The sequence below is a fragment of the Bradyrhizobium sp. USDA 4541 genome (assembly GCF_024171085.1).
Classification (GTDB): domain Bacteria; phylum Pseudomonadota; class Alphaproteobacteria; order Rhizobiales; family Xanthobacteraceae; genus Bradyrhizobium; species Bradyrhizobium australafricanum.
Window position 1 is genome coordinate 7,243,657 of record NZ_JALJZF010000001.1, and the last position, 22,325, is coordinate 7,265,981.

Here is a 22,325-nt window from a genome sequence, read left to right on the forward strand (position 1 = left end):
ACGGCCTTCACTCAATAACACGCCCCAGAGTCCCCGCCGAGCCGGCCGCAACTCTCACCATTGGATTGCCGCCACTGCGTGACGGCGAGCTGCGGCTTGCTCCCGTCCGCTGTCGCGGCTGATAGCCTACTGCGCTCCTCTTCGAGGAGCTGCGAATGCAGCTTCTGGATCTGGATGTTGCGCTCGAGCAGGGACATTGTTCTTGCTTGAACCTGCTCGGCCAGCGCTTTGCGCAGGACATTCTCCCGATCGAGCAGATCGGGAAACGGCAATAGCGGTCGGACGAGCTCGGTCGCCTTGATCACACACGACGCTCTCGCGACCGCCTGCGCGATCTGATCCGGAAACGCGCGGCGGCATTCCGCGAGTGCGCCGTTCAGGTTGACCGGTTCCGCCGCCGGTGCCGGCGTCCCTGTCGCCTCCGGCGTCGGTGTCGTTGTCGCCGCTGGTGTCGGCTCTGTGGCCGCTGTTGGCGTCTCCATTGTTGGGTCCGGTGCCCGTACCGCCTCCTTCTCGATGGCCTGTCTAGCGGCCCCGCAACAGGACAACAGGATACAGAACGACAGAGCGACCAGGCATCTCGCGCGCCTTGGCCAATACTCCCTGGCGCCCGCCTCGATCGGGCGCCCGACTGCGATATCGATCACAGCAAGCCCCATCGCGAGCTCCCCACCCTGCCTCCTGCTGATCCGAACATCACATCGAGCAATGGGTCGGTCGCGACGGTTCGTTAGCGATGCGTGCGAGAGATTGGTTGAGGCGGCGCGACAGACACGCCGCCGCGCATCCACACCCGCCCGCTAGAATAGACCATCTGCGTAATGTGGGGACGCAAGGCGGTCTTCCTCTGACGAAATTGGTATCGACCAAAATCTGCATCTGCAAAAAAGTGGTATCTCGAAATATTCCGCCGGCACGAAATGATGCCGCTACACCAGATTGATTTTAGATGTAGTTTTATCGGTGACGCAACTGTCGCCTTGTGACGGCGCGCCGCGCTGCACCATTGTTGGCGTCTACGGCGGCTTTCGTCCGATGCCATTTATTTAGATACTAGGAGATGAGGATCGACGCTGCGCGCAGGCGCTCGGACCGCCGATGCCACCGAATCGCCATCGCAGCCAGCTTTTCTGCGCCGGCGCAAACGGCCGCCTCCTTGTTCAACGACGACCGTGTTGTTTGCGTGGCCGGCCAGCCGCGCACTTTCGATCGTTCTGTTATCAACAGGCGCACGATTCGTATGGCATCCGGGTTGGCGAAAATTTTCACTTTTTCCAGGGCGAGTCCTTGCTCTAGGATCAGTCATTTCAGTTTTGGCGCTCACCCACGATGCGCTCGAGGAATTTTCAGAACCGAAGCGTACAGCACTGATCCGGGCGTCATGGGGATTTGAGATGGCCGATCGCATTGCACTTTTCATTGATGGTGCGAACCTCCACACCACTGTCAAGAACCTCGGCTTCGAAATCGACTTCCGGCGACTGCTCTCGGAGTTCGGCAAGCATGGACAGATCGTCCGCGCCTACTTCTACACGGTCGTGAGAGACGACGACGAGTTCAGCAGCCTTCGGCCGCTGGTGGATTGGCTCGATTACAACGGATATGCGGTCAGGAGAAAGTTAGCCAAAACGCACGATGACGGCGAAGGGCGGCGGCGAATGAAGCGCAGCATCGGCATCGAGCTCGCGGTCGACGCATTGGAAATCGCGCACCGCATCGACCACGCGTACCTGTTCTCTGGCGACGGTGATCTGCGCGCCGTCGTCGAAGCCGTCAGGCGGGCTGGCGTCCGCGTGACGGTCGTTTCCAGCATCCGAACCAAGCCTCCCATGATCGCCGATGAGCTTCGCAGGCAAGCTGACGTCTTCCTCGAACTCGAAAGCCTCAGGGCATCGATCGAACGTCCAGCGCACCCGATCGCGCCCGAGTGAAATCGCGGGCGCCTCTTCCGGCGAGGAAGCAAAGCAGCTCTGCTTGTCCGTAAATCACCGAGTTGCGCGAGTCGGGCGCTGACATCACTATCCTCCAAACAACGAAACAGAGGGTAACACCCATGTGGAGGTCGGTCGGCTGCCTGTTGCTGTTCTTGGCGGCGACGAGCGCCGCGGTCGCCGAACCTTCCCGGTTCACCTGCGACGCGCCGCGGGGCAAACGGGTGGAGCTCGGCCCGTCAGGCAAAGGCGGTGACGCCCAGTGGATCGATGACGATCTCGATACGGTCCGGCCCGCCGTCGTGATCGATGGCGACACCTTCACGGTCACCTGGGGGACATCTGTCGCGGCAGAAGGCAAGGGAGGAGCCAAGCTCACGACCTACGTCTTTGCGGCCGCCCGCCGTACCGCCGCGTCGATCTTTGCGACCCGCACCGACGACACCACGGCCGAGATTTTCCGGTTCTATTTTGGCGATAAGTCGCTCTACAAACTAACGAGCCGACTGGGAGGCCCCTCCGCGGACACCAAGGCCGCGCCCTTCGTTGCAACCTACCTGGCGACCTGTCGCCAGCAGTAGCCGGCTGCCGCCAACCTTAAGATGGGCTTAACTGATCTTTCATGTTCCGGTCCCCGGTGTTGCGGCTCGGCACCAGTTCGCGCGATCACAGAACATCATATAAATCACTGAATTTTAATAAAAATGTTTAGATTTGCGCGCACTGGACCTCGGATGGTTCGGCCCCCACTTAGGGCGCCTGTGTGGCTGAAATGTCATAGGTCGCGGAACTGTCCTTTGTTACCCTTTGGAGGATTCTACATAATATTTTTGTGAGTAGGGGCTGAGATTATGAAGTCGGCATACACGGTCATAGCGTGCCTATGCTTGGCGGCAACGCCAGCATGTGCCGAGGTTTTTTCTATTAATGATGCTCTACGCCAGGCCATGCAGACCAACCCGGGTATCGGCGAGGCTTCGGCGAACCGGCGGGCGACGGAAAGCGAGCTGCGGCAAACCCAAAGCACACTGCTGCCGCAGGTGCGCATTGACGCCAGCTACGGCCCGGAAAAATTCGATCAATCGCCGGGCTTCATCACCCCGAACATTCAGGCGGCACCGACCGTGGGCTCAGGACCATGGCGCAATGGCAGCCAGGAATCGGTCGTGGTGCGCCAGCTGCTGTGGGACGGTTTTTCGTCGATCTATGACGTCTGGCGCCAGACCGCGCGGGTCAATGCCGCCGCCTCCCGCGTCAAGGAGAGAACCGAGCTGCTGGCCCTCGACGCCGCCGAAGGCTACATGGACGTCGTCCGCTACATCCGGTTGGTCAGCCTCGCCCAGCAGAACGTCGCCAACCACGAGAAGATCTTTGCAAACGTGAACTCCCGCTTCTCGGGTGGCCGGGCCGGCGAAGGCGACCTGGAGCAAGCGCGGGAGCGCGTCGAAGCTGCCCGTGCGGCACTCGCCGAATTCCAGCGCAGCCTCGATGACGCCCGGGCAAAGTACCGCAAGGTTGTTGGCCTTGAGCCGATCAATGTTCGCTTCCCCGCCCCTCTCGCAGGATTGCCGCACAGCCGCGACGAAGCGCTGGCGACCACCCTCCGATTCAATTCGACGATCGCGGCGGCCCAGTCCGACGCCGACGCCGCCAAGCATGCGTTCAAGGCCACCGACGGCACGTTCGGCCCGAAATTCTATCTCGAGGGACGGGCAACCCATTACGACAACTCCTACCCCTACGTGGCGACCCCCGGGACTCCCTCCATCACGCATGAGGACTACAGCGGCAAGGTCGTCATGTCGTGGGACATCTTCCGCGGCGGCCAAGATGCCTGGAACAGGTCAGAGAAGGCCGAGCGCTATACCGAAGCCACCATGCGCCACGCCCGCCTGCAGCGCGACGCGTATGAGTCGATCGACAAGGCGTGGAATGCCCGTACAATTACGGCTACCCGCATCGGTGCTCTGACCCGTGAGCTGGAAGCAGCCAGGAAGACCATCACGGCGTTCCAGAAGGAATATGAACTCGGCCAGCGTTCGCTGATCGATCTCCTGAACGCGCAGAACCAGTTCTTCAACGCATCGGTCTCGCTCACCTCCGCCCGCAGCGTCGTCGTTTTCGCCGACTACCAGCTGCTGGCCGCGATGGGGACCCTGATTGAGTACCTGAAGGCTCCGCCGCCGGTCGATGCTGCGCCGACGGACATGCTTTCGATTGGCCTGCCCCGCTACTCGTTCCCGACTCTTCGCGTGAACCTCCCGCAAACCGGGTCCGAGCCGCTGCACGTCGCCGTTCCGGCGCCTGTCGCCCGTCCTGCCAAGACCTATGCGGCAACCCAGCCGAAGGACGTTGGCTTTGCGGACCGTTTCACCGGTGCGACGACGACCGCAGCGGTGCCCGGTTCAACGGAATGGATGCAGCAGCAAAAGACGGCTGCGGACGGCCCGAACGTGATTTACGCGGATCCGTCGGTCACGGCGAACGCGAGCTCCTATGCGTCGACCAAGCCCCACTGGCTGCTGTCGGCCTTCCCGAGTTCCGCTCGATAGTGACCGCCAACAAGCTCAGGACAGGACTGCCGGAAGGGCCCCAAGTCGGGGCCCTTTCGATTCCTTATTAATCGTTAAGATAAGTTTCGCTGAATTTGTTCGCTGTTTGTTGTAGTCTGCCCGAAATCTAATGCGATTGCTGCATTTCCATTTTGCTTGTCGAGGTTTCAGTTGTTGTTTCGCACCCCCAGCGCGGCGGCCGACGCCGTCCGCCCCTCGCCGGATGACTCAACCTCAAAGCCTGCCGCGACAAACAGGCCACGCGCGCTGGGCGACGATCCCCTCACCGCGTCGTTGACTTATCTCGCCGCCCATCATGGCCGCGCGGTGAGCCGCGAAGCTCTGCTCGGCGGACTTCCGATCACGGACGGACGCTTGTCCGTTTCGCTCTACGACCGCGCCGCCAGGCGCGCGGGTCTGGAGACCGAGGCCGTCAAGCGCGACATTTCAGACATTCCCGCGCTGGTCCTGCCGGCCGTCCTCGTCATGAAGAACGGCTCTGCGCTGATCCTTCTGGGTGTGGACCCGGCGAACAAGTCGATCAAGGTCGTTGATCCGGCGACGCCGAACAGCCCGCGCGTCGCCGACATCGCCTCGCTCGCCACGGACTATACCGGCTATGCGTTCCTGGTGAGAAGCGCGCCGCAGGCCGATGCGCGCGCCGCCGCCGCAGGCGACATCCCCAAGAGCCACTGGTTCTGGTCGGTGGTGAAGACGCATTGGCGCAGCTACGGGCACATCGCGGTCGCGGCTTTTCTGACCAACATCCTCGCGCTCGCGACGCCGCTGTTCACGATGAGCGTCTATGACCGCGTCATCCCCAACGGGGCAATCCCCTCCCTGATCGCGCTCTCGATCGGCATGGGGCTCGGCATCGTGTTCGATTTCATCTTCCGCATGGTCCGCAGCCGCATGATCGACGTGACCGGCAAGACCATCGACGTCGTGCTGGCCGCAAACATCTTCGAGCACGTGATGTCGGTGAAGATGGCGCAGCGGCCGACTTCGGTTGGCATCCTGGCCAATCAGCTCCGCGACTTCGACTCGGTGCGCGAGTTCTTCACCTCCGGAAGCGTGGTTTCGGCAACCGACCTGCTGTTCGCCATCCTCTTCGTCGGGGTGCTGTTCCTCATCGCCGGACCGCTGGCCTGGATCCCGCTGGTCATGCTGCCGCTGGTCATGCTGATCGGCTTTCTGCTGCAGCGTCCGCTCGATCGGGCCATCAAGCGGCTGCAGGCCGAATCCGCCGCACGGCACGGCGTGCTGGTCGAATCCCTGTCCGGCCTCGAAACCGTCCGCGCGACCGGCGCCGAGGCCCGCATGCAGACCTTGTGGGAACGCTCGGTTGCCGCGACCGCCCGATCCGGCGAGGACGTTCACTTCTGGTCGTCGATGTCGCTGACGAGCGCGAGCACGGCCCAGCAGATTACGAGCCTGCTCCTCGTCATCGTCGGCATTTTCCTGATCCTCGACGGCAAGCTGAGCGTCGGCGCGCTGGTCGCCGCAAACATGCTCGCCGGGCGCGTTCTGGCGCCGATCGCCGGGATCGCCGCGGTGATCACCAAGGGTACGCAGACGATCACGGCCCTCAAGGCGATCGATCGCATCATGTCGATCGAGCGGGAACGCTCGCCGACCCGGTCCTACGTCGCAAGACGAATCGAAGACGGCAAGGTCGCCTTCGAGAACGTATCGTTCGCCTACCCCAACGCGCCGGCTAACGCGCTCGAAAAGGTCAGCTTCAAGATCGAGGGCGGAGAAAGGGTCGGCATCATCGGCAGGGTGGGCTCTGGCAAGACCACGGTCGGCAGGTTGCTGCTCGGATTTTACGAGCCGAAGGAAGGCCGCATCCTGGTCGATGGCGTCGACTCGCGCCAATATGATCCCTCGGACCTGCGCGCCGGCATCGGCTTTGCGATGCAGGATACCGACCTGTTCTTCGGCAAGCTGCGCGACAACATCGCCCTTGGCAAACCGGAAGCGACCGACGAGGAAGTCCTGCTTGCCGCGCGGCTTTCGGGCGTCGAAAGCTTCATCGCCGGTCACCCGATGGGCTATGACATGCCCATCTCGGAAGGCGGCCGCAGCCTGTCGGGCGGCCAGAAGCAGGCCATCGGACTCGCGCGCGTTCTGATCCGCAAGCCTCGCGTGCTCTTTCTCGACGAGCCGACGGCGCACTTCGATATTCGCAGCGAACAGGAGTTCCTTGAGCGGCTCAAGGGCCTCGATGATGATCGCATGACCATCATCATTTCGACCCACCGCCTGTCATTGCTGAACATGGTCGATCGCTTGCTGCTGTTCGACAATGGCCGCCTGGTTGCCGACGGCCCGCGCGACAAGGTGCTCGCTTTGCTCCAGGGCCGGCCGGCGTCCGCGGCCCCGTCGCCGGAGAATACGATTCAGCCGAAATCTGCATAACGAGCAAATACATTATGGCGTCTTCCGATTTCACATTTGCAAATGATATCCGGTCCGCGGCGCTGCTGCGCACGCCGCGCACCTCCCGCATGCTGTTGTGGACGTCGTGCGCGCTCCTTGCGACGTTCTTGATCTGGGCTCATTTTGCCGTGCTGGACGAGGTCAAGCGCGGCAGCGGCCGCGTCGTGCCGTCGCGGCAGATGCAGGTGGTTCAATCGCTCGAAGGCGGGATCGTCGGCGACATCCTGATCCGGGAAGGCGACATCGTGCAGCAGGGCCAGTCCCTGATGCGGATCGATGATACGAAATTCGCTTCCGAGTTCGGCGAAATCCGCGAGCGCCGTGCGGCGATGGCGGCGCGGGTGGCCCGCCTCGACGCCGAGGCGCGCGGCCGAGCCGAGATCGCCTTCCCGGATGATCTCGACAAGATGGTTCCCGCCGCCGTCGCGACCGAGACCAGCGTGTTCAAGATGCGGGGTCAGAAGGTCGCGCAGGACATCGACGTCCTCAACCAGCAGGTCACTCGCCTCACCGGCTCCCTCAAACTCCTGGAGCGCGAGCAGACCCTGACGCGCAGGCTGTATGAGCAGAAGGTCGTGCCCGAGATCGAGATGCTGCGACTTGATCGGCAGGCAACCGAGATGAAGGGACAGCTGGCCGAAGCGCAGTCGAAGATCGCGAACATCACCGCGTCGTTCCGTTCACAGGCCGACGAGGACCTGGCCAAATCGCGCGCCGACCTCGCCGTGCTCGACGAGAATATCAAGTCCGCCCAGGACCGGGTGCGCCGCACGGATCTGAAGGCGCCGGTCCACGGCATCGTCAACAAACTGAACATCAGTACCATCGGTGCCGTCGTACAGCCGGGCGCCAACCTGATGGACATCGTGCCGCTGGACGACACGTTGCTGGTGGAAGGCCGGATTCGTCCCCAGGACATCGCGTTTATCCGTCCCGACCAGGACGCGGTGGTGAAGATCAGCGCCTATGATTCCTCGGTCTACGGATCGCTGAAGGGCAAGGTCGAACGCATCAGCGCCGACACCATCGTCGACGACAAGGCGGAAAAGACCGAACGCCAGGAGACCTTCTACCGGGTCATGGTGCGTACCGATAAGAACCATCTCGGCACCGAGCAGCATCCGCTGCCGATCATTCCGGGCATGGTGACCACGGTCGAGGTCCTGACCGGCGAGAAATCCGTGCTGGACTACATCGTGAAGCCTGCCCGCCTGCTGCGTGACGAGGCCCTGCGCGAACGCTGATCGGGACCACGGTGACCGTGGTTAACCGGTCGTGACCTCGGTTCGTTCAATTTCGAACGAACCGGCAAACCCCGGATTGACCGCCTTTTCGACATTCGAGGCGGCACCCCCTCCACTTAACTCCGCTTAAGCGGCCAAAGCGCCAGTCTGCGTCCCGATAACAGCGGGGACGCAGATCGACGCACAGACGTTGACGGTCCCCGACATTGGGGACGTCATATGAAGTCGCTGAAGTTTGCTTCGTCGGCGGTCATGGCCGCGGCTGCACTGACAATCGGTCTTTGCGCCACGCCTGCCGCGTTTGCCGCGGACGAGCTCTCTCTCGGAAAACCCGCCGGCGAGCTCGCGCCCGCAGCGGACGCCGCGTCGAACCGCCCGCCTGCCACCTTCTTCACCATCGCCGACGTCCTGGCCAAGCTGGACCGGCAGCGCGGCCGGGGTCCGAACGCCATTCGCACCGCCTCGCTCACGCCGCCAAACACCGCGACCGACGCGGTGCCCGCGGCAAAGCCGCTTCCGCCTGTCGGCGCCGAGCCGTTTGGCCTGTTCACCTTCCGCGCACCGGAAAACGGACTGTGGCGCAAATGGCGCAGCCTCGAATCCGATCTCGCAAAGGAGGCGAGCGTTCTCGAGCAATGCCGGGAGAGCGCAACCGGCTGCCCGTCGCAGGCCGCGCAATTCCTTCGCCTGATCGGCGCGGTCAAGTCCAAATCCGGACGCGACCGGCTGGATGAGGCCAACCGCGCCGTCAATCAGGCGATCCGCTATGTCAGCGACTTCGCTCAGCACGGCGAGGCCGACCGCTGGACTGCGCCGCTCGCCACCTTCGCGACCGGCAAGGGCGACTGCGAGGACTATGCGATCGCAAAATACATCGCGCTCAGCGAAGCCGGCTTCCCGCGCGAGGATCTGCGCCTGGTGCTGGGCCGCGATCGCGCCATCCGCCAGGATCATGCCGTGCTGGCGGCGCGCCTGGACGGCCATTGGTTGATCCTGGACAGCCGCCGCTCCGAACTGATTGATGACGGCGAGCTCGGCAACTTCACACCGATGTTCGCGATCAACGACCGCGGCGTGCAGCTGTTTGCGGCCCCCTATGCCAAGCGCCTCCCGCTCGGCGACGAGCTCGACGCGGCGCCGGCGGCCGCCAATGCCGCGGAGACCGAATGGACCGGCGTAGAAGCGCTGGACGCGGCAAGCCCGCTCTTGGGCTTCCTGCCCGTGCTGATGTGATTGCGCGCAAGAAAGGCGACAATTCAATCAATAAAAATCCGCGGAGAAGTCTCCGCGGATTTTCGATTTTGCTGCAAGCCTAACCTAGAAAATATGAACGTTCGTGGCCGCCGGCAAGCCGGTGCTCACATGTGCGAGGTCCACCTTGTCGGAGCCGGTGCCATTTGCCGAGTACCAGAGCTCATGGGTCGTATTGTTGAAGAAGAATTTGTTCGTGCTTGCGCTTTCGTTCCAGGCGCTCGCGTTGTTCTCGGTCCCGCCGGTGACTGCCGATGACGTGAATTGACCAGCCGTAAGGGCGTTTGAAACGCCCGTCGGCAGGCTCAGACCGGCCACGTCGAGAAGGAGCGTATCACCGCTGTTGAAATCACTGATGATATCGTGGGCGCTGAGATTGAGAACAAACTTGTCGTCCCCACCATTGCCAGTGAGCGTCTCGTTGGTTGGTCCGGCGACAATGACATCATTGCCGGCCGTGCCCAGCAGGGTCGCGGTGCCATTGATGTTGATACTGATGGTGCTCGACGCAGTGTCGCCGTCACCGTCAATCGTCGACACGTTGAAGCTCAGATCCTCGGAGACGTTCGTGGTGGACGAAACTCCGACGCCAACCAGGTCGACCTTGCCGCTGCCTGTCACGTCCGTGAACTGGACAGTGTAGAGCTGCAGGCCGGCCGGCGCTGTGGGCGTCGACCATTCGGTGGCGACCGTGGTGTGGGTGGAAGGATCGAAATCACCGGAGACCGATGTGATCGAGGCGGCGTGCACTCCGTCCCAATAGGAGACGACGTAGTGAATGTCGTCGCCGGCTTTGTAACCGCTGAACGTGTAGTTCGCGACCGATTCGTGTGCTGGAGGATGGAACCCCGCGTTGCCGCCGGGGCTGGCGCTTGCGCCGTCCGTGAAGTCAAACAGCAGCTTTTCGTTGGGGTCGAAGTTGTTGTTGCCGACGCCCCAACCATTGGTCGATCCGTTCACGCTGCCTTGAGCACCGCCGGAGGCCGTGCCCGAAATAACCGCCAGCTGATCGGTGCTCGAGGAAAGAATCTGCTCTTGCGAGGGTCCCGAGCCGAAGGCGGATGAACTGCCGACATTCTGGATCGTTGTCTCCGTGAATGGCTGAAGCAATGTGAACAGGTAGTGACCGGTTGTGTCATCCAGAGTCAGCGTGAAGATATTATTCGCTGCCGATGGGGCCGCACCGATATAGGCCGTCAAATTCTGTCCAAATGCGTCGATGGAATAGTGCACGGCCTGGCCATTGAACGTCAGGCCGGCCGGCGCCGTGTTTCCAGTCAAGGTGAAGTCATATGCGCCAAAACCATCGGCGCCGGAGAACACGGGTAGGTTACCTAGCACGGACATTCCCGCGTAATCGGCAATGATTCCATGCTCGATCGTGCCGAAACTCGGGCCGTCGTCGAGGAAGCTGATATGAGTGCTGATGTCGGCGGTGGCCGTCACATGATCGCCATCGGCGTCCGTCAACGTGACCGTCGCGCCGATCTTGCCGGCCGTCATCGTCAGCAGATCGTTCGGACTGGCGGTGCTGTTGTGGTGGAGCGAGAGATAGTCCGCCACATAGAGCTGACCGGTGATCGGATCGATGGCGATCGCGAACGCCGTTTGGCCCGTCAGGCTGGGGTTGGCGGCATCGTTGCCCACAGTACCGATGATCCGGCCGCTGGCATCCAGCGACAGCGCGATCCCTGTGCCATCCGTCAATGTCAGGCCTGACGCAGCGCTGAGGACGCTCAACGCATAGGTCGTAGACCCCGCGCCGTCAGAGCCGAAGCTGCCCCCGGCCACCGTCAGGATGCTGCTCGCGCCCGTCGAGGCAAAGCTGAGCGCACCGTTGTCAAGTGACGCTCCCGGCACATCGGTGTCGACGCCCTTGTTCGCAACCGTGCTGAACAGCGCGGCGACAGTGCTGGCGGCACCGTTGAACGTGATCGCAGTGGAGCCCAGCACGTCGCTCGCGCCGCCGGTGGTCTGCACGCCGGGCGTCTCGTCCACGCCGATCGTAGCTGCGCTGACCGTCGCTGTCGGCGCCGTCGGGCCGCTGTCCTGGATTGTGAACACGCCGGTGCCGAGGTCGAGCGGCGTCGACACGCTGTCGCCGTCGGCATCGACGATGGTCTGCACCACCTGCAGCAGGTTGGCGCTCGAGAGCGTCAGCGTCGCCGCATCGTCCGAATTGTTCGGATCGGAGTGCCAGATGTTGTTGACTTGGGTGAAGGTCACGATCCCGGTTGCGGGATCAATGGCGATCGTGAAGTAGGTCGTCGCGCCAACCGAACCGGTGATGGTGTTGCCGGACTGGTTCAGCAGAATCTGCGCACCTTGTCCGATACCATCGCCGTCGCCGGCAGTCTTGTCGGTCGCATCGAGCGCATAGAGGCCGGAGGCCACGTTCGAGCCCGTCAGCTTCAGCGTGTAGGTCGTCGAACCAGCACCGTCGCTGCCATAGCTACCGCCGGTGAAGTTGTCGGAGAAGTTCGCCGTCACGGAAACAACCCCGTTCGGCGCCGTGCCGCCCGCGGTGTCGGTGCCAACAGGACGCGTCTCGTCGAGCACGAGCGTGTCGGTCGGGCCGGTCACCGTGCCGGCGGTCGGACCGCTGTCCTGGATCGTGAACACGCCGGTGCCGAGGTTCAGCGGCGTCGAAACGCTGTCGCCGTCCGCATCGGTGATGGTCTGCACCACCTGCAGCAGATTGGCAGCCGACAGCGTCAGCGTCGCCGCATCGTCCGGGTTGGTCGGATCGGAGTGCCAGATATTGTTAAGCTGAGCAAAGGACACGATGCCGGTCGAAGGATCGATCGTGATCGTGAAGTAGTTGGTGCCGCCGACCGAGCCGGTGATGGTGTTGCCGACCTGGTTCAGCAGAATCTGCGCACCCTGTCCGATACCATCGCCGTCGCCGGCGGTCTTGTCGGTCGGATCGAGCGCATAGAGGCCGGAGGCCACGTTCGCACCGGTGAGCTTCAGCGTAAACGTCGTGCTGCCAGCACCGTCGCTGCCGTAGCCGCCGCCGGTGAAGTTGTTGGAGAAATCCGCCGTCACGGTGTCGAGCCCGGTCGGCGCTGTGCCGCCCGCGGTGTCACTGCCAACAGGACGCGTCTCGTCCAGCACGAGGGTGTCGGTCGGACCGGTCACGGTACCTGCCGTCGGGCCGCTGTCCTGGATCGTGAACACGCCGGTGCCGAGGTTGAGCGGCGTCGACACGCTATCACCATCGGCGTCCGTGATGGTCTGCACCACCTGCAGCAACTCAGGGCGCGTCAGCGTCAGCGTCGCCGCATCGTCCGGGTTGTTCGGATCGGAGTGCCAGATGTTGTTGACCTGCGTGAACGTCACGATCCCGGTCGTCTCATTGATCGTGATCGTGAAGTAGGTCGTGCCGTTCGCCGAGCCGGTGATGGTGTCACCGACCTGGTTGAGCACGATCTGCGTACCCTGTCCGATGCCGTCGCCGTCACCGGCGGTCTTGTCGGTCGGATCGAGCGCATAGAGGCCGGAGGCCACGTTCAAGCCCGTCAGCTTCAGCGTGTAGGTCGTCGACCCAGCACCATCGCTGCCGTAGCTGCCGGCGGTGAAGTTATTGGAGAAGTCCGCCGTCACGGTGTCGAGCCCGGTCGGCGCTGTGCCGCCTGCGGTGTCGCTGCCAACGGGACGGGTCTCGTCCAGCACCAAGGTGTCGGTCGGGCCGATCACCGTGCCCGCGGTCGGACCGCTGTCCTGGATCGTGAACACGCCGGTGCCGACGTTGATCGGCGTCGCAACGCTGTCGCCGTCCGCATCGGTGATGGTCTGCACCACCTGAAGCAGGTTCGCGGCCGACAGGGTCAGCGTCGCGGCATCGTCCGGATTGGTCGGATCGGAGTGCCAGATATTGTTGACCTGGGTAAACGTCACGATCCCGGTCGTCTCATTGATGGTGATCGTGAAGTAGGTCGTGCCGTTTGCCGAGCCGGTGATGGTGTCACCGACCTGGTTGAGCACGATCTGCGTACCTTGGCCGAAATGGGTTGGGTCGGTGTCGGTCGGATCCAGCGCGTAGAGGCCGGAGGCGACGTTGGCGCCGGTCAGCTTCAGCGTGTAGGTCGTGTTGCCCGGGCCGTCGCTGCCATAGCTGCCGGGCGTAAAGTTGTTGGAGAAGTCCGCCGTCACGGTGTCGAGCCCGGTCGGCGCCGTGCCGCCGGCAGTATCCGTTCCGGTGGGACGGGTCTCGTCCAGCACCAAGGTGTCGGTCGGGCCGGTCACCGTGCCCGCGGTCGGACCGCTGTCCTGGATCGTGAACACACCGGTGCCGACGTCGAGCGGCGTCGTCACGCTGTCGCCGTCCGCATCGGTGATGGTCTGCACCACCTGCAGCAGATTGGCCGCCGACAGCGTCAGCGTCGCAGAATCGTCCGGATTGGTCGGATCGGAGTGCCAGATATTGTTGACCTGGGTGAACGTCACGATCCCGGTCGTCTCGTTGATCGTGATCGTGAAGTAGGTCGTGCCGTTCGCCGAGCCGGTGATGGTGTCACCGACCTGGTTGAGCACGATCTGCGTACCCTGCCCGAAATGGGTCGGGTCGGTGTCGGTCGGATCGAGCGCATAGAGGCCGGAGGCCACGTTCACGCCGGTCAGCTTCAGCGTGTAGGACGTGTTGCCCGCACCATCGCTGCCGTAGTTGCCGCCGGTGAAGTTGTTGGAGAAGTCCGCCGTCACGGTATCGAGCCCGGTCGGCGCCGTGCCGCCTGCGGTGTCGCTGCCAACAGGACGGGTCTCGTCCAGCACCAAAGTGTCGGTCGGACCTGTCACCGTGCCCGCCGTCGGGCCGCTATCCTGGATCGTGAACACGCCGGTGCCGACGTCGAGCGGCGTTGTCACGCTGTCGCCGTCCGCATCGGTGATGGTCTGCACCACCTGCAGCAGATTGGCAGCCGACAGCGTCAGCGTCGCAGAATCGTCCGGATTGGTCGGATCGGAATGCCAGATGTTGTTGAGCTGGGTGAAGGTGACGATACCGGTCGAGGGGTCGATCGTGATCGTGAAGTAATTGGTTCCACCAACCGAGCCGGTGATCGTGTTGCCGACCTGGTTCAGCAGAATCTGCGCGCCCTGCCCGATGCCATCGCCGTCGGCGGTGGTCGTGTCGGTCGCTTCGAGCGCAAAGAGGCCGGACGCCACGTTGGCGCCGGTAAGCTTCAGCGTGTAGGTCGTGTTGCCCGCACCGTCGCTGCCATAGCTGCCGGCTGAGAAGTTGTTCGAGAAGTCTGCCGTCACGGTGTCGAGGCCGGTCGGCGTCGTGCCGCCCGCCGTATCCGTGCCGACGGGACGGGTCTCGTCCAGAACCAACGTATCCGCCGCCGCGATCACTGTGCCCGCGGTCGGACCGCTATCCTGGATTGTGAACACACCGGAGCCGAGGTTGAGCGACGTCGTCACGCTGTCGCCGTCGGCATCGGTGATGGTCTGCACCAATTGCAGGATTTCCGGACGCGACAGCGTCAGCGTCGCGGCGTCATCCGGGTTGGTCGGATCGGAGTGCCAGATATTGTTGAGCTGGGTGAAGGTCACGACCCCGGTCGAGGGATCGATCGCGATCGTGAAGTAATCGGTGCCGCCGGCCGAGCCGGTGATCGTGTTGCCGACCTGGTTCAGCAGAATCTGCGCACCCTGCCCGAAATGGGTCGGGTCGGTGTCGGTCGGATCGAGCGCATAGAGGCCGGACGCCACGTTGGCGCCGGTGAGCTTCAGCGTGTAGGCCGAATTGCCCGGACCATCGCTGCCATAGCTGCCGCCGGCGAAGCCGTTCGAGAAATCCGCCGTGACGCTGGCAAGGCCGGTCGGCGCCGTGCCGCCCGCGGTGTCGGTGCCGACAGGCCGCGTCTCGTCGAGCACGAGCGTGTCCGTTGCGCCAGACAGCGCGCTCGCCGTCGGGCCGCTGTCCTGGATCGTGAACACACCGGTGCCGAGATCGAGCGGCGTCGACACGTGGTCGCCGTCCGCATCGGTGATGGTCTGCACCACCTGCAGCAGGTTGGCCGCCGAGAGCGTCAGCGTCGCGGCATCGTCCGGGTTGGTCGGATCGGAATGCCAGATGTTGTTGAGCTGGGTGAACGTCACGATGCCGGTCGTCTCGTCGATCGTGATCGTGAAGTAGTTGGTGCCGCCAGCCGAGCCGGTGATGGTGTCACCGACCTGGTTCAGCAGAATCTGCGCACCCTGCCCGAAATGGGTCGGATCGGTGTCGGTCGGATCCAGCGCATAAAGGCCGGAGGCGACGTTGGCGCCGGTCAGCTTCAGCGTGTAGGCCGTGTTGCCCGCACCGTCGCTGCCATAATTGCCGCCGGTGAAGTTGTTGGAGAAGTCCGCCGTCACGGTATCGAGGCCGGTCGGCGCGGTGCCGCCTGCGGTGTCGCTGCCGACAGGCCGCGTCTCGTCCAGCACAAGGGTGTCGGTCGGACCTGTCACCGTGCCCGCCGTCGGGCCGCTGTCCTGGATCGTGAACACACCGGTGCCGACATCGAGCGGCGTCGACACGCTGTCGCCGTCCGCATCGGTGATGGTCTGCACCACCTGAAGCAGGTTCGCGCCCGACAGGGTCAGCGTCGCGGCGTCATCCGGGTTGGTCGAATCGGCGTGCCAGATGTTGTTGAGCTGGGTGAACGTCACGATCCCGGTCGTCTCGTCGATCGTGATCGTGAAGTAGGTGGTCCCGCCGACCGAGCCGGTGATGGTGTCACCGGATTGGTTCAGCACGATCTGCGCACCTTGGCCGAAGTGGGTCGGGTCGGTGTCGGTCGGATCGAGCGCATAGAGACCGGAGGCCACATTCACGCCGGTCAGCTTCAGCGTGTAGGCCGTGTTGCCCGCGCCGTCGCTGCCGTAGCTGCCGGCCGAGAAGTTGTTGGAGAAGTCCGCCGTGACGGTGTCGAGGCCGGTCGGCGTGGCGCCGCCCGCAGTGTCGGTGCCGACAGGACGGGTTTCGTCCAGCACCAACGTATCCGCCGCCGCGATCACCGTACCGGCGCTCGGGCCGCTGTCCTGGATCGTGAACACGCCGGTGCCGACATCGAGCGGCGTCGTCACGCTGTCGCCGTCGGCATCGACGATGGTCTGCACCACCTGCAGCAGATTGGCGCCAGACAGCGTCAGCGTCGCGGCGTCATCCGGGTTGGTCGGATCGGAGTGCCAGATGTTGTTGAGCTGGGTGAACGTCACGATCCCGGTCGAGGGATCGATCGTGATCGTGAAGTAATTGGTGCCGCCAGCCGAGCCGGTGATCGTGTTGCCGACCTGGTTCAGCAGAATCTGCGCGCCCTGCCCGATGCCGTCGCCGTCGCCGGTGGTCGTATCGGTCGCATCAAGTGCGTAGAGACCGGACGCCACATTCGCGCCGGCGAGGTTCAGCGTGTAGGTCGTGTGGCCCGGGCCGTCGCCGCCATAGCTGCCGGGCGTGAAGTTGTTGGAGAAGTCTGCGGTCACGGAATCGAGGCCGGTCGGCGTCGTGCCGCCCGCGGTGTCCGTGCCAACCGGACGGGTCTCGTCCAGCACCAGGGTATCGGTCGCGCCGGTCACCGTGCCGGCGGTCGGACCGCTGTCCTGGATCGTGAACACTCGGGTGCCGACATCGAGCGGCGTCGACACGCTGTCGCCGTCCGCGTCGGTAATGGTCTGCACCACCTGCAGCAGGCTCGGGCTCGACAGCGTCAGCGTTGCCGGATCGTCCGGATTCTTCGGGTCAGAATGCCAGATATTGTTCGACTGCGTGAACGTGACGATACCGGTCGACGGATCAATCGTGATGGTGAAATACGTCGTCCCGCCGGCCGAGCCGGTGATCGTGTTGCCGGACTGGTTGAGGACGATCTGCGCGCCCTGTCCGATGCCGTCGCCGTCTGCAGTGGTCGTGTCGGTCGGATCCAGCGCGTAGAGACCCGAGGCCACGTTCGTGCCGGTGAGCTTCAGCGTGTAGGCCGTATGGCCGGGTCCGTCGCTGCCGTAGCTGCCGGACGTGAAGTCATGGGAGAAGTCCGCCGTCACGCTGGCAAGCCCGCTCGGCGCAAAGCCGCCGGGCGTGTCGCTGCCGACCGGGCGCGACTCGTCCAGCACCAGCGTTTCCGCCGGCCCTTCCTTCTCGATCACCGTGCCGGCCGTCGGACCGCTGTCCTGAATTGTGAACACGCCGCCACCGAGGTTGATCGGCGTTGCCACGCTGTCGCCGTCCACGTCAGTGATGGTCTGCACCACCTGCAGCAGGCTGGCGCTGGAGAGGGTCAACGTCGCCGCGTCATCCGGGTTGGTCGGATCGGCATGCCAGATGTTGTTGACCTGGGTGAAGGTCACGATCCCGGTCGTCTCGTTGATCGTGATTGTGAAGTAGGTCGTGCCGTTCGCCGAGCCGGTGATGGTGTCACCGGACTGGTTCAGCACGATCTGCGCACCCTGCCCGAAATGGGCCGGGTTGGTGTCGGTCGGATCCAGCGCATAGAGGCCCGAGGCCACGTTCGTGCCGGTGAGATGCAGCGTGTAGGCAGTGCTGCCGGCGCCGTCGGCGCCGTAGCTGCCGCCGGTGAAGTTGTTGGAGAAGTCAGCCGTCACGCTGGCGAGGCCGGTCGGCGTCGTGCCGCCCGCGGTGTCGCTGCCGACAGGGCGCGTTTCGTCCAGCACCAGCGTGTCGGTCGCGCCGGTCACCGTGCCCGCCACCGGACCATCGTCAAGGATCGTCAGATGCGAGCCGACATCGACGCTCGCACTTGCCGACTGATTGTTGTTGTCAGTCACGGTGGCGGTCAGCGTGATCAGACCCGATGCCAGCGTGATCCCTTCATTGAAGTTGCCCGGTGTTGCCTCATGAACCGCGCGCAGATCGGTCAGCGTCACATGACCCGCGGCGTCAACCGAGACCGTGAGGACCAGATCGCCACTGATCGCCGTGCGCCCTTCCACGACGCCGGCCGCGTTGACCGTCAGCAGAACGTGCTGACCGGTCGCCGAATCGATCAGACCGGAATCTTCGTTCGGGGTCGTGACCGACAGCGCATAGGTCAGCAACTGCTGGCCGCCCGGTACCGTGACGTTGAACGACACCTGCACAGACGCGACCGTTGCCCCTGCGGGTCCGAGCCCCGAACCGGCGACACCATGGTTGGTGGCCGCGGTCAGGAAGCTCTCGTCGACAATCAGCGCCGACAGGGGGTTGCCGAAAATGGTCGGAGGCGGAGCAATGCCCAGCACGAAGCCGGTCGGCGGCACAGGGGTCACGAGGTTCGGCAACTCTTCCTGCGGCGCCAACACGTTGGTCGGCACAGGAGCTAACGGATCAATCGCGAACGGACTGAAATTCGCGCCGCTCGCCTGCGCGTTGCCGTTCGAGTTGCCGCCATTGTCGGCCGCCGGCAACACGGAGGCGTCCGTGCTGATCGGAAAAAGGGTCGCGAACTCCTGGACCGAGACCTCGCGCCCCGGCGCCATCTCGATCGTGACATTCTTCAGTCCATCCGCACGGGAGTCGAAGAACGGCTCAACCGTGACGGTCGACTGGTTGTCGAACAGGATGATCAGCTTTTCGCCGACGTGAACCAGCGTGATCTTTTCATTGGCGATCGACGAAAAGTCGACCTTCACCTTCTGGTCGTATCCAAGATTGACGACCACCGCCTGATCGGTCAGCGGCTTGGTCAGCTTGTAAATTCGTACGGGAGCCGAATTGGTGGAATTGCCGGTGCCGGTTGCCTGAGCGACCTGAAACGAACCCTGCATTATCAACTCCGCAAAATGCGATTAGAGGAAAAGTTGTAGAAAAATTTAGTTTTAGGCTATTGTTAACCCTCCCCGCGGTCAAGAAATGTATTTGGTTAATCAATGCTTTCCGTGGAAGTGTGGTAAAGATCGGACAGGTCGAAGCTGAAAGAACAACGGCTTAGCCGGATTAACTTGGCCAAAGGCAGTATTTCCCCGGCCCCGTTCGTCCTTCCCGGCGATTTGGAGCAGCAGTCGATGCGGGTGATTCTTCAGGCGTGTGCCGCTGTCCTGATTTGGGGATGTTTCGGCGCGGCGGCCGCGCAAGCCCCCGCACAACCTGTCCCCCAGGAGACCACGGTCGAGCGCCAGGTTCGCGCCCTGGCCAACCGGGACACCCAGATTGGCCTCTATCTCAACGTGTTACCTGATTGCACGTCGGGCCCGCTGCCGACCATCCGCCTGGTCGCCGCGCCGGCTGCCGGAAAGGTTGTGGTGAAGTCGGCGAAGGCGAAGGCCACCAATTACAAGGCCTGTTTGGCGCTCGAGGTGCCGGCCTATGTCGCCTTCTACAAGGCGCCGCCGGAATTTCTCGGCGATGACGCGCTGACCATCGAGGTCAAGTACCAGGGCGGTCGAACCGAAATTCAGAAGATCACCGTCAAGGTGAGTGCACCAGGCGGGCAGCAGAAGATCTGATGGGTGTTGCCGGCGATCTGAGGCCCGCGCGCCGACCAATCGCCTTACAGCGGCTCGCCCTCGGCTTCGTCCAGCTGCAACGACACCTCGCTCGGCGCGGAGGCCGGCTGCCTGAGCGAAGCTCTATCCTCGTGGCAATCGCTGATTCGGCGGGCAACCACCCGGTCGGTCCGCGGCGCCTGACCAACATTGGTCTTGTTGACCTCGGTATAGGCCTCGTCGCTGAGAACCGTGATGACGGTGCTGACCGGCCCGAGATAGTCGCAGCGGTTGGAGAAGACGTATTTGTTGTTGATCTTCTCCGGCCGCGAAGAGTGGCAATTTCCAACGGACGGAGATGAGAAGGTCGCCTTCATCGCCTGGGTTGGATCGACACAGCGCGTCATTTCGCGCTCGAGCAGCGTTTGCCGGACGTTCGAGGACGTGGCGATTTCCAGCGTCCGCACGAAGCGCCACATTCCCTTTCGGAAGCTCGGCCCGCTGAATCCCTCCTCCGCCATGGCGCTCGGGGAGGCGAGCACGAACACCGAAAGCGCGGTCACGACGCCAAGCGCGGATGCGAAGATCTTCGACGGGGCGAAGCCCTCACGCGATGTCATTTATTGAATCCCTAACCGGCCGATTGACGCGGATCGCGTGACTTCGCTTGAAGCACGTCCAACCTCACATCATTCAGGAGCATTTCGTGTTAAGACCCCGTAAATGCTTGGCCTTTCCTCGACGCTCTCACGAGCTCTTGCGCCAAACAAGGTGAATGCCCGGTTGCTTCAGGCCGGGGCAGCTTCGGCGCGAAAGGAAGCGCAGCGTCTGCGTCGTCGGGGACAAATGGACGCCTCGTCCGACGCCACTGCCGTTTGATTGCCAGCTAGTGCTGCAAAGCCGCCGCAGCGGACTTGTCAGTCTTGGCCTCGGACTTGGCCTCAATCTTGGCCGCGCTACCGTCGTCGCAGTCGCCGATCCTTGTCGCGACGACCGTGTCGGTCCGGGGATGCTCTCCGGTGCTGATCTCGTTCAGCTCGGTATAGGCCTCGTCGCTGCGCACGGTGATGACGGTGCTGACCGTCCCCATGTAATCGCAACGGTGTCCGAAGGTGTATTGATTACCGACCTTCTCCGGCTTGTCCGAGACGCAGCTTCCGATCGATCCCGAGGCAAAGGTCGCCTTCATGGCGTGGGTCGGGTCGACGCAGCGCGTCGTCTCCGCGTTGACCATCCGATACTTGAAGTTCTTGTTGGCCGTCCTGACCACATCGAGCGTTCGCACGAAGCGCCACAGACCTTTGCGGAAGCTCGGGCCAGAAAAGGCTTGATCGCCCTGAGCCGGCTGCGCCGCCGCTGCCCGGCCGTTCGCCGGTTGAGGAGCCTGAGTCTGTGCATGAGCTGCCAGCGCAGGCAATGAGACAATCAGCAGGGTCAGTAGCGAACGTGCAATGCCACCACGGAAGTCCATTCCCACCCCCGATGTCCGTCCGAATGCGTTCGTGATGCGATCCGGTCAGCGCATTGAAGCAATCTCCGGAACACGACTCAATACATCACACCACTTGCAGGGCGAATTGTGGCCAGTAAAGGCGCATTAACGCTACCGGGCAGCTTGCAGCCGAATTCGGACTTACTGCAGCAAACTTGCAACACCTGACACGCCATTCGCGATGGCGCCGGCCGATCTCCCCCGCACCGCATTGGGCAGAGAGGTTTGACCTCAGAGGTTTTTTTTGCTCATTTAGCGCGAGATATTTTCTTCAATTACTTAGCCTATCGCTGGACGAGGGGGCACTGATGCGTATTCGGTTTGGCTACACGGTCGCAGGCATTTTGGCGTTGGGTGCAACGTTGTTCGGCAACTCCGGGCCGGCGGCGGCAGCGGACCTTGGCCTGGTCACAAAAGCACCGGTCGGCACCTGCACCGAGATCGTCTTCACCTGCGAGAACGGCCATCAATATCCGCTGTGCCCGCGCGCTGTGTCGGTCGAGGGCGAAGTGGTCACGGCCTCCCTGCTCACCGGCCGTGGTGGCATCCATGTGCGGCACGTTCCGATGGGCGTCGGCTATCGCTATGCGGGCGGCGGCGTCTGGCTGGACGGCTTCCGGGAAAACGCGCTGCTCAACTTCGGCAAGCGCCACCAGGTGGCGTGCACCATCGCGCATTCATGAGTGCGCGCTCTGCGTCGCTGCAACGGGCGCGACGCAGAGCACCTCAAGCAGCCGAACTCTCCTCACCCCTTGGTGCGGAGCACGGCGCGCGACGAGCGCGAGAACATATACGCCTTCGGATTGACGTAGACCGGGCAGTAGTCCTGCCACTGGTACAGCTGCCAATTCCATTTCCAGCAGCCCGATACGATCTGGGGCTCTTGCACGTAGTCCAGCCGGTACGGCGGATCGCCAAACGGATAGTAGTCGCCGCATCGCGCCGCCGTCGAAGACAGAACGACGATTGAAGCGGCCGCGGCAATGATCACGGAAAATGACTTGTTCATAAC

Annotated in this window: 14 protein-coding genes; 8 read left to right on the forward strand and 6 right to left on the reverse strand. The window is 63.2% G+C overall.

Going from position 1 to position 22,325, the window contains the following annotated elements:
- Nucleotides 1–11: 11 nt before the first annotated feature.
- Both J2R80_RS35065 and J2R80_RS35070 read right to left on the reverse strand, forming a co-directional pair.
- The gene (locus tag J2R80_RS35065) at nt 12–647 is read right to left on the reverse strand and encodes a hypothetical protein (protein WP_253640196.1); all 636 of its coding nucleotides are present in this window, start codon (nt 645–647) and stop codon (nt 12–14) included.
- 406 nt (nt 648–1,053) lie between these two features.
- Nucleotides 1,054–1,269, reverse strand: a complete 216-nt coding sequence (locus tag J2R80_RS35070) for a hypothetical protein (RefSeq protein ID WP_168859128.1) — start codon at nt 1,267–1,269, stop codon at nt 1,054–1,056.
- 125 nt (nt 1,270–1,394) lie between these two features.
- Between J2R80_RS35070 and J2R80_RS35075 the strand changes: the two genes are divergently transcribed.
- From J2R80_RS35075 to J2R80_RS35100, 6 genes are all read left to right on the forward strand, one after another.
- On the forward strand, nt 1,395–1,931 hold the full coding sequence (locus J2R80_RS35075; RefSeq protein ID WP_038377452.1) for an NYN domain-containing protein: 537 nt from the start codon (nt 1,395–1,397) through the stop codon (nt 1,929–1,931).
- A gap of 122 nt (nt 1,932–2,053) precedes the next feature.
- Nucleotides 2,054–2,512, forward strand: a complete 459-nt coding sequence (locus tag J2R80_RS35080; protein ID WP_253640197.1) for a hypothetical protein — start codon at nt 2,054–2,056, stop codon at nt 2,510–2,512.
- Between the two features lie 366 nt (nt 2,513–2,878).
- A complete protein-coding gene (locus tag J2R80_RS35085) occupies nt 2,879–4,483 on the forward strand; it encodes a TolC family outer membrane protein (protein WP_229190220.1) in 1,605 nt (534 codons plus the stop codon).
- A 267-nt stretch (nt 4,484–4,750) separates the two neighbouring features.
- Nucleotides 4,751–6,904, forward strand: coding sequence for a type I secretion system permease/ATPase (locus J2R80_RS35090; protein WP_076826678.1), 2,154 nt, complete (start codon nt 4,751–4,753; stop codon nt 6,902–6,904).
- A 14-nt stretch (nt 6,905–6,918) separates the two neighbouring features.
- On the forward strand, nt 6,919–8,169 hold the full coding sequence (locus tag J2R80_RS35095; RefSeq protein WP_076826192.1) for an HlyD family type I secretion periplasmic adaptor subunit: 1,251 nt from the start codon (nt 6,919–6,921) through the stop codon (nt 8,167–8,169).
- Nucleotides 8,170–8,388: 219 nt separating this feature from the next.
- Nucleotides 8,389–9,402 carry a transglutaminase-like cysteine peptidase gene (locus J2R80_RS35100; protein WP_253640198.1) on the forward strand — a complete coding sequence of 338 codons (1,014 nt, stop codon included), beginning with the start codon at nt 8,389–8,391 and terminating at the stop codon, nt 9,400–9,402.
- Nucleotides 9,403–9,486: 84 nt separating this feature from the next.
- On the opposite strand, the gene J2R80_RS35105 is transcribed toward J2R80_RS35100, so the two are convergent.
- Entirely contained in the window at nt 9,487–19,164 is a 9,678-nt protein-coding gene (locus tag J2R80_RS35105) for a DUF5801 repeats-in-toxin domain-containing protein (protein WP_253640199.1), read from the reverse strand.
- A gap of 174 nt (nt 19,165–19,338) precedes the next feature.
- Between J2R80_RS35105 and J2R80_RS35110 the strand changes: the two genes are divergently transcribed.
- Entirely contained in the window at nt 19,339–19,842 is a 504-nt protein-coding gene (locus J2R80_RS35110) for a hypothetical protein (protein WP_229158651.1), read from the forward strand.
- A 44-nt stretch (nt 19,843–19,886) separates the two neighbouring features.
- On the opposite strand, the gene J2R80_RS35115 is transcribed toward J2R80_RS35110, so the two are convergent.
- Together J2R80_RS35115 and J2R80_RS35120 are read right to left on the reverse strand one after the other, a co-directional pair.
- Nucleotides 19,887–20,441, reverse strand: coding sequence for a DUF3617 family protein (locus J2R80_RS35115; RefSeq protein WP_253640200.1), 555 nt, complete (start codon nt 20,439–20,441; stop codon nt 19,887–19,889).
- Between the two features lie 266 nt (nt 20,442–20,707).
- Nucleotides 20,708–21,292 carry a DUF3617 family protein gene (locus J2R80_RS35120; protein ID WP_253640201.1) on the reverse strand — a complete coding sequence of 195 codons (585 nt, stop codon included), beginning with the start codon at nt 21,290–21,292 and terminating at the stop codon, nt 20,708–20,710.
- Between the two features lie 329 nt (nt 21,293–21,621).
- Here J2R80_RS35120 and J2R80_RS35125 point away from each other — a divergent pair, with 329 nt between their 5' ends.
- Entirely contained in the window at nt 21,622–21,996 is a 375-nt protein-coding gene (locus J2R80_RS35125; protein WP_253640202.1) for a hypothetical protein, read from the forward strand.
- A 62-nt stretch (nt 21,997–22,058) separates the two neighbouring features.
- On the opposite strand, the gene J2R80_RS35130 is transcribed toward J2R80_RS35125, so the two are convergent.
- Nucleotides 22,059–22,322, reverse strand: a complete 264-nt coding sequence (locus J2R80_RS35130) for a hypothetical protein (protein WP_018270873.1) — start codon at nt 22,320–22,322, stop codon at nt 22,059–22,061.
- Nucleotides 22,323–22,325: the final 3 nt, after the last annotated feature.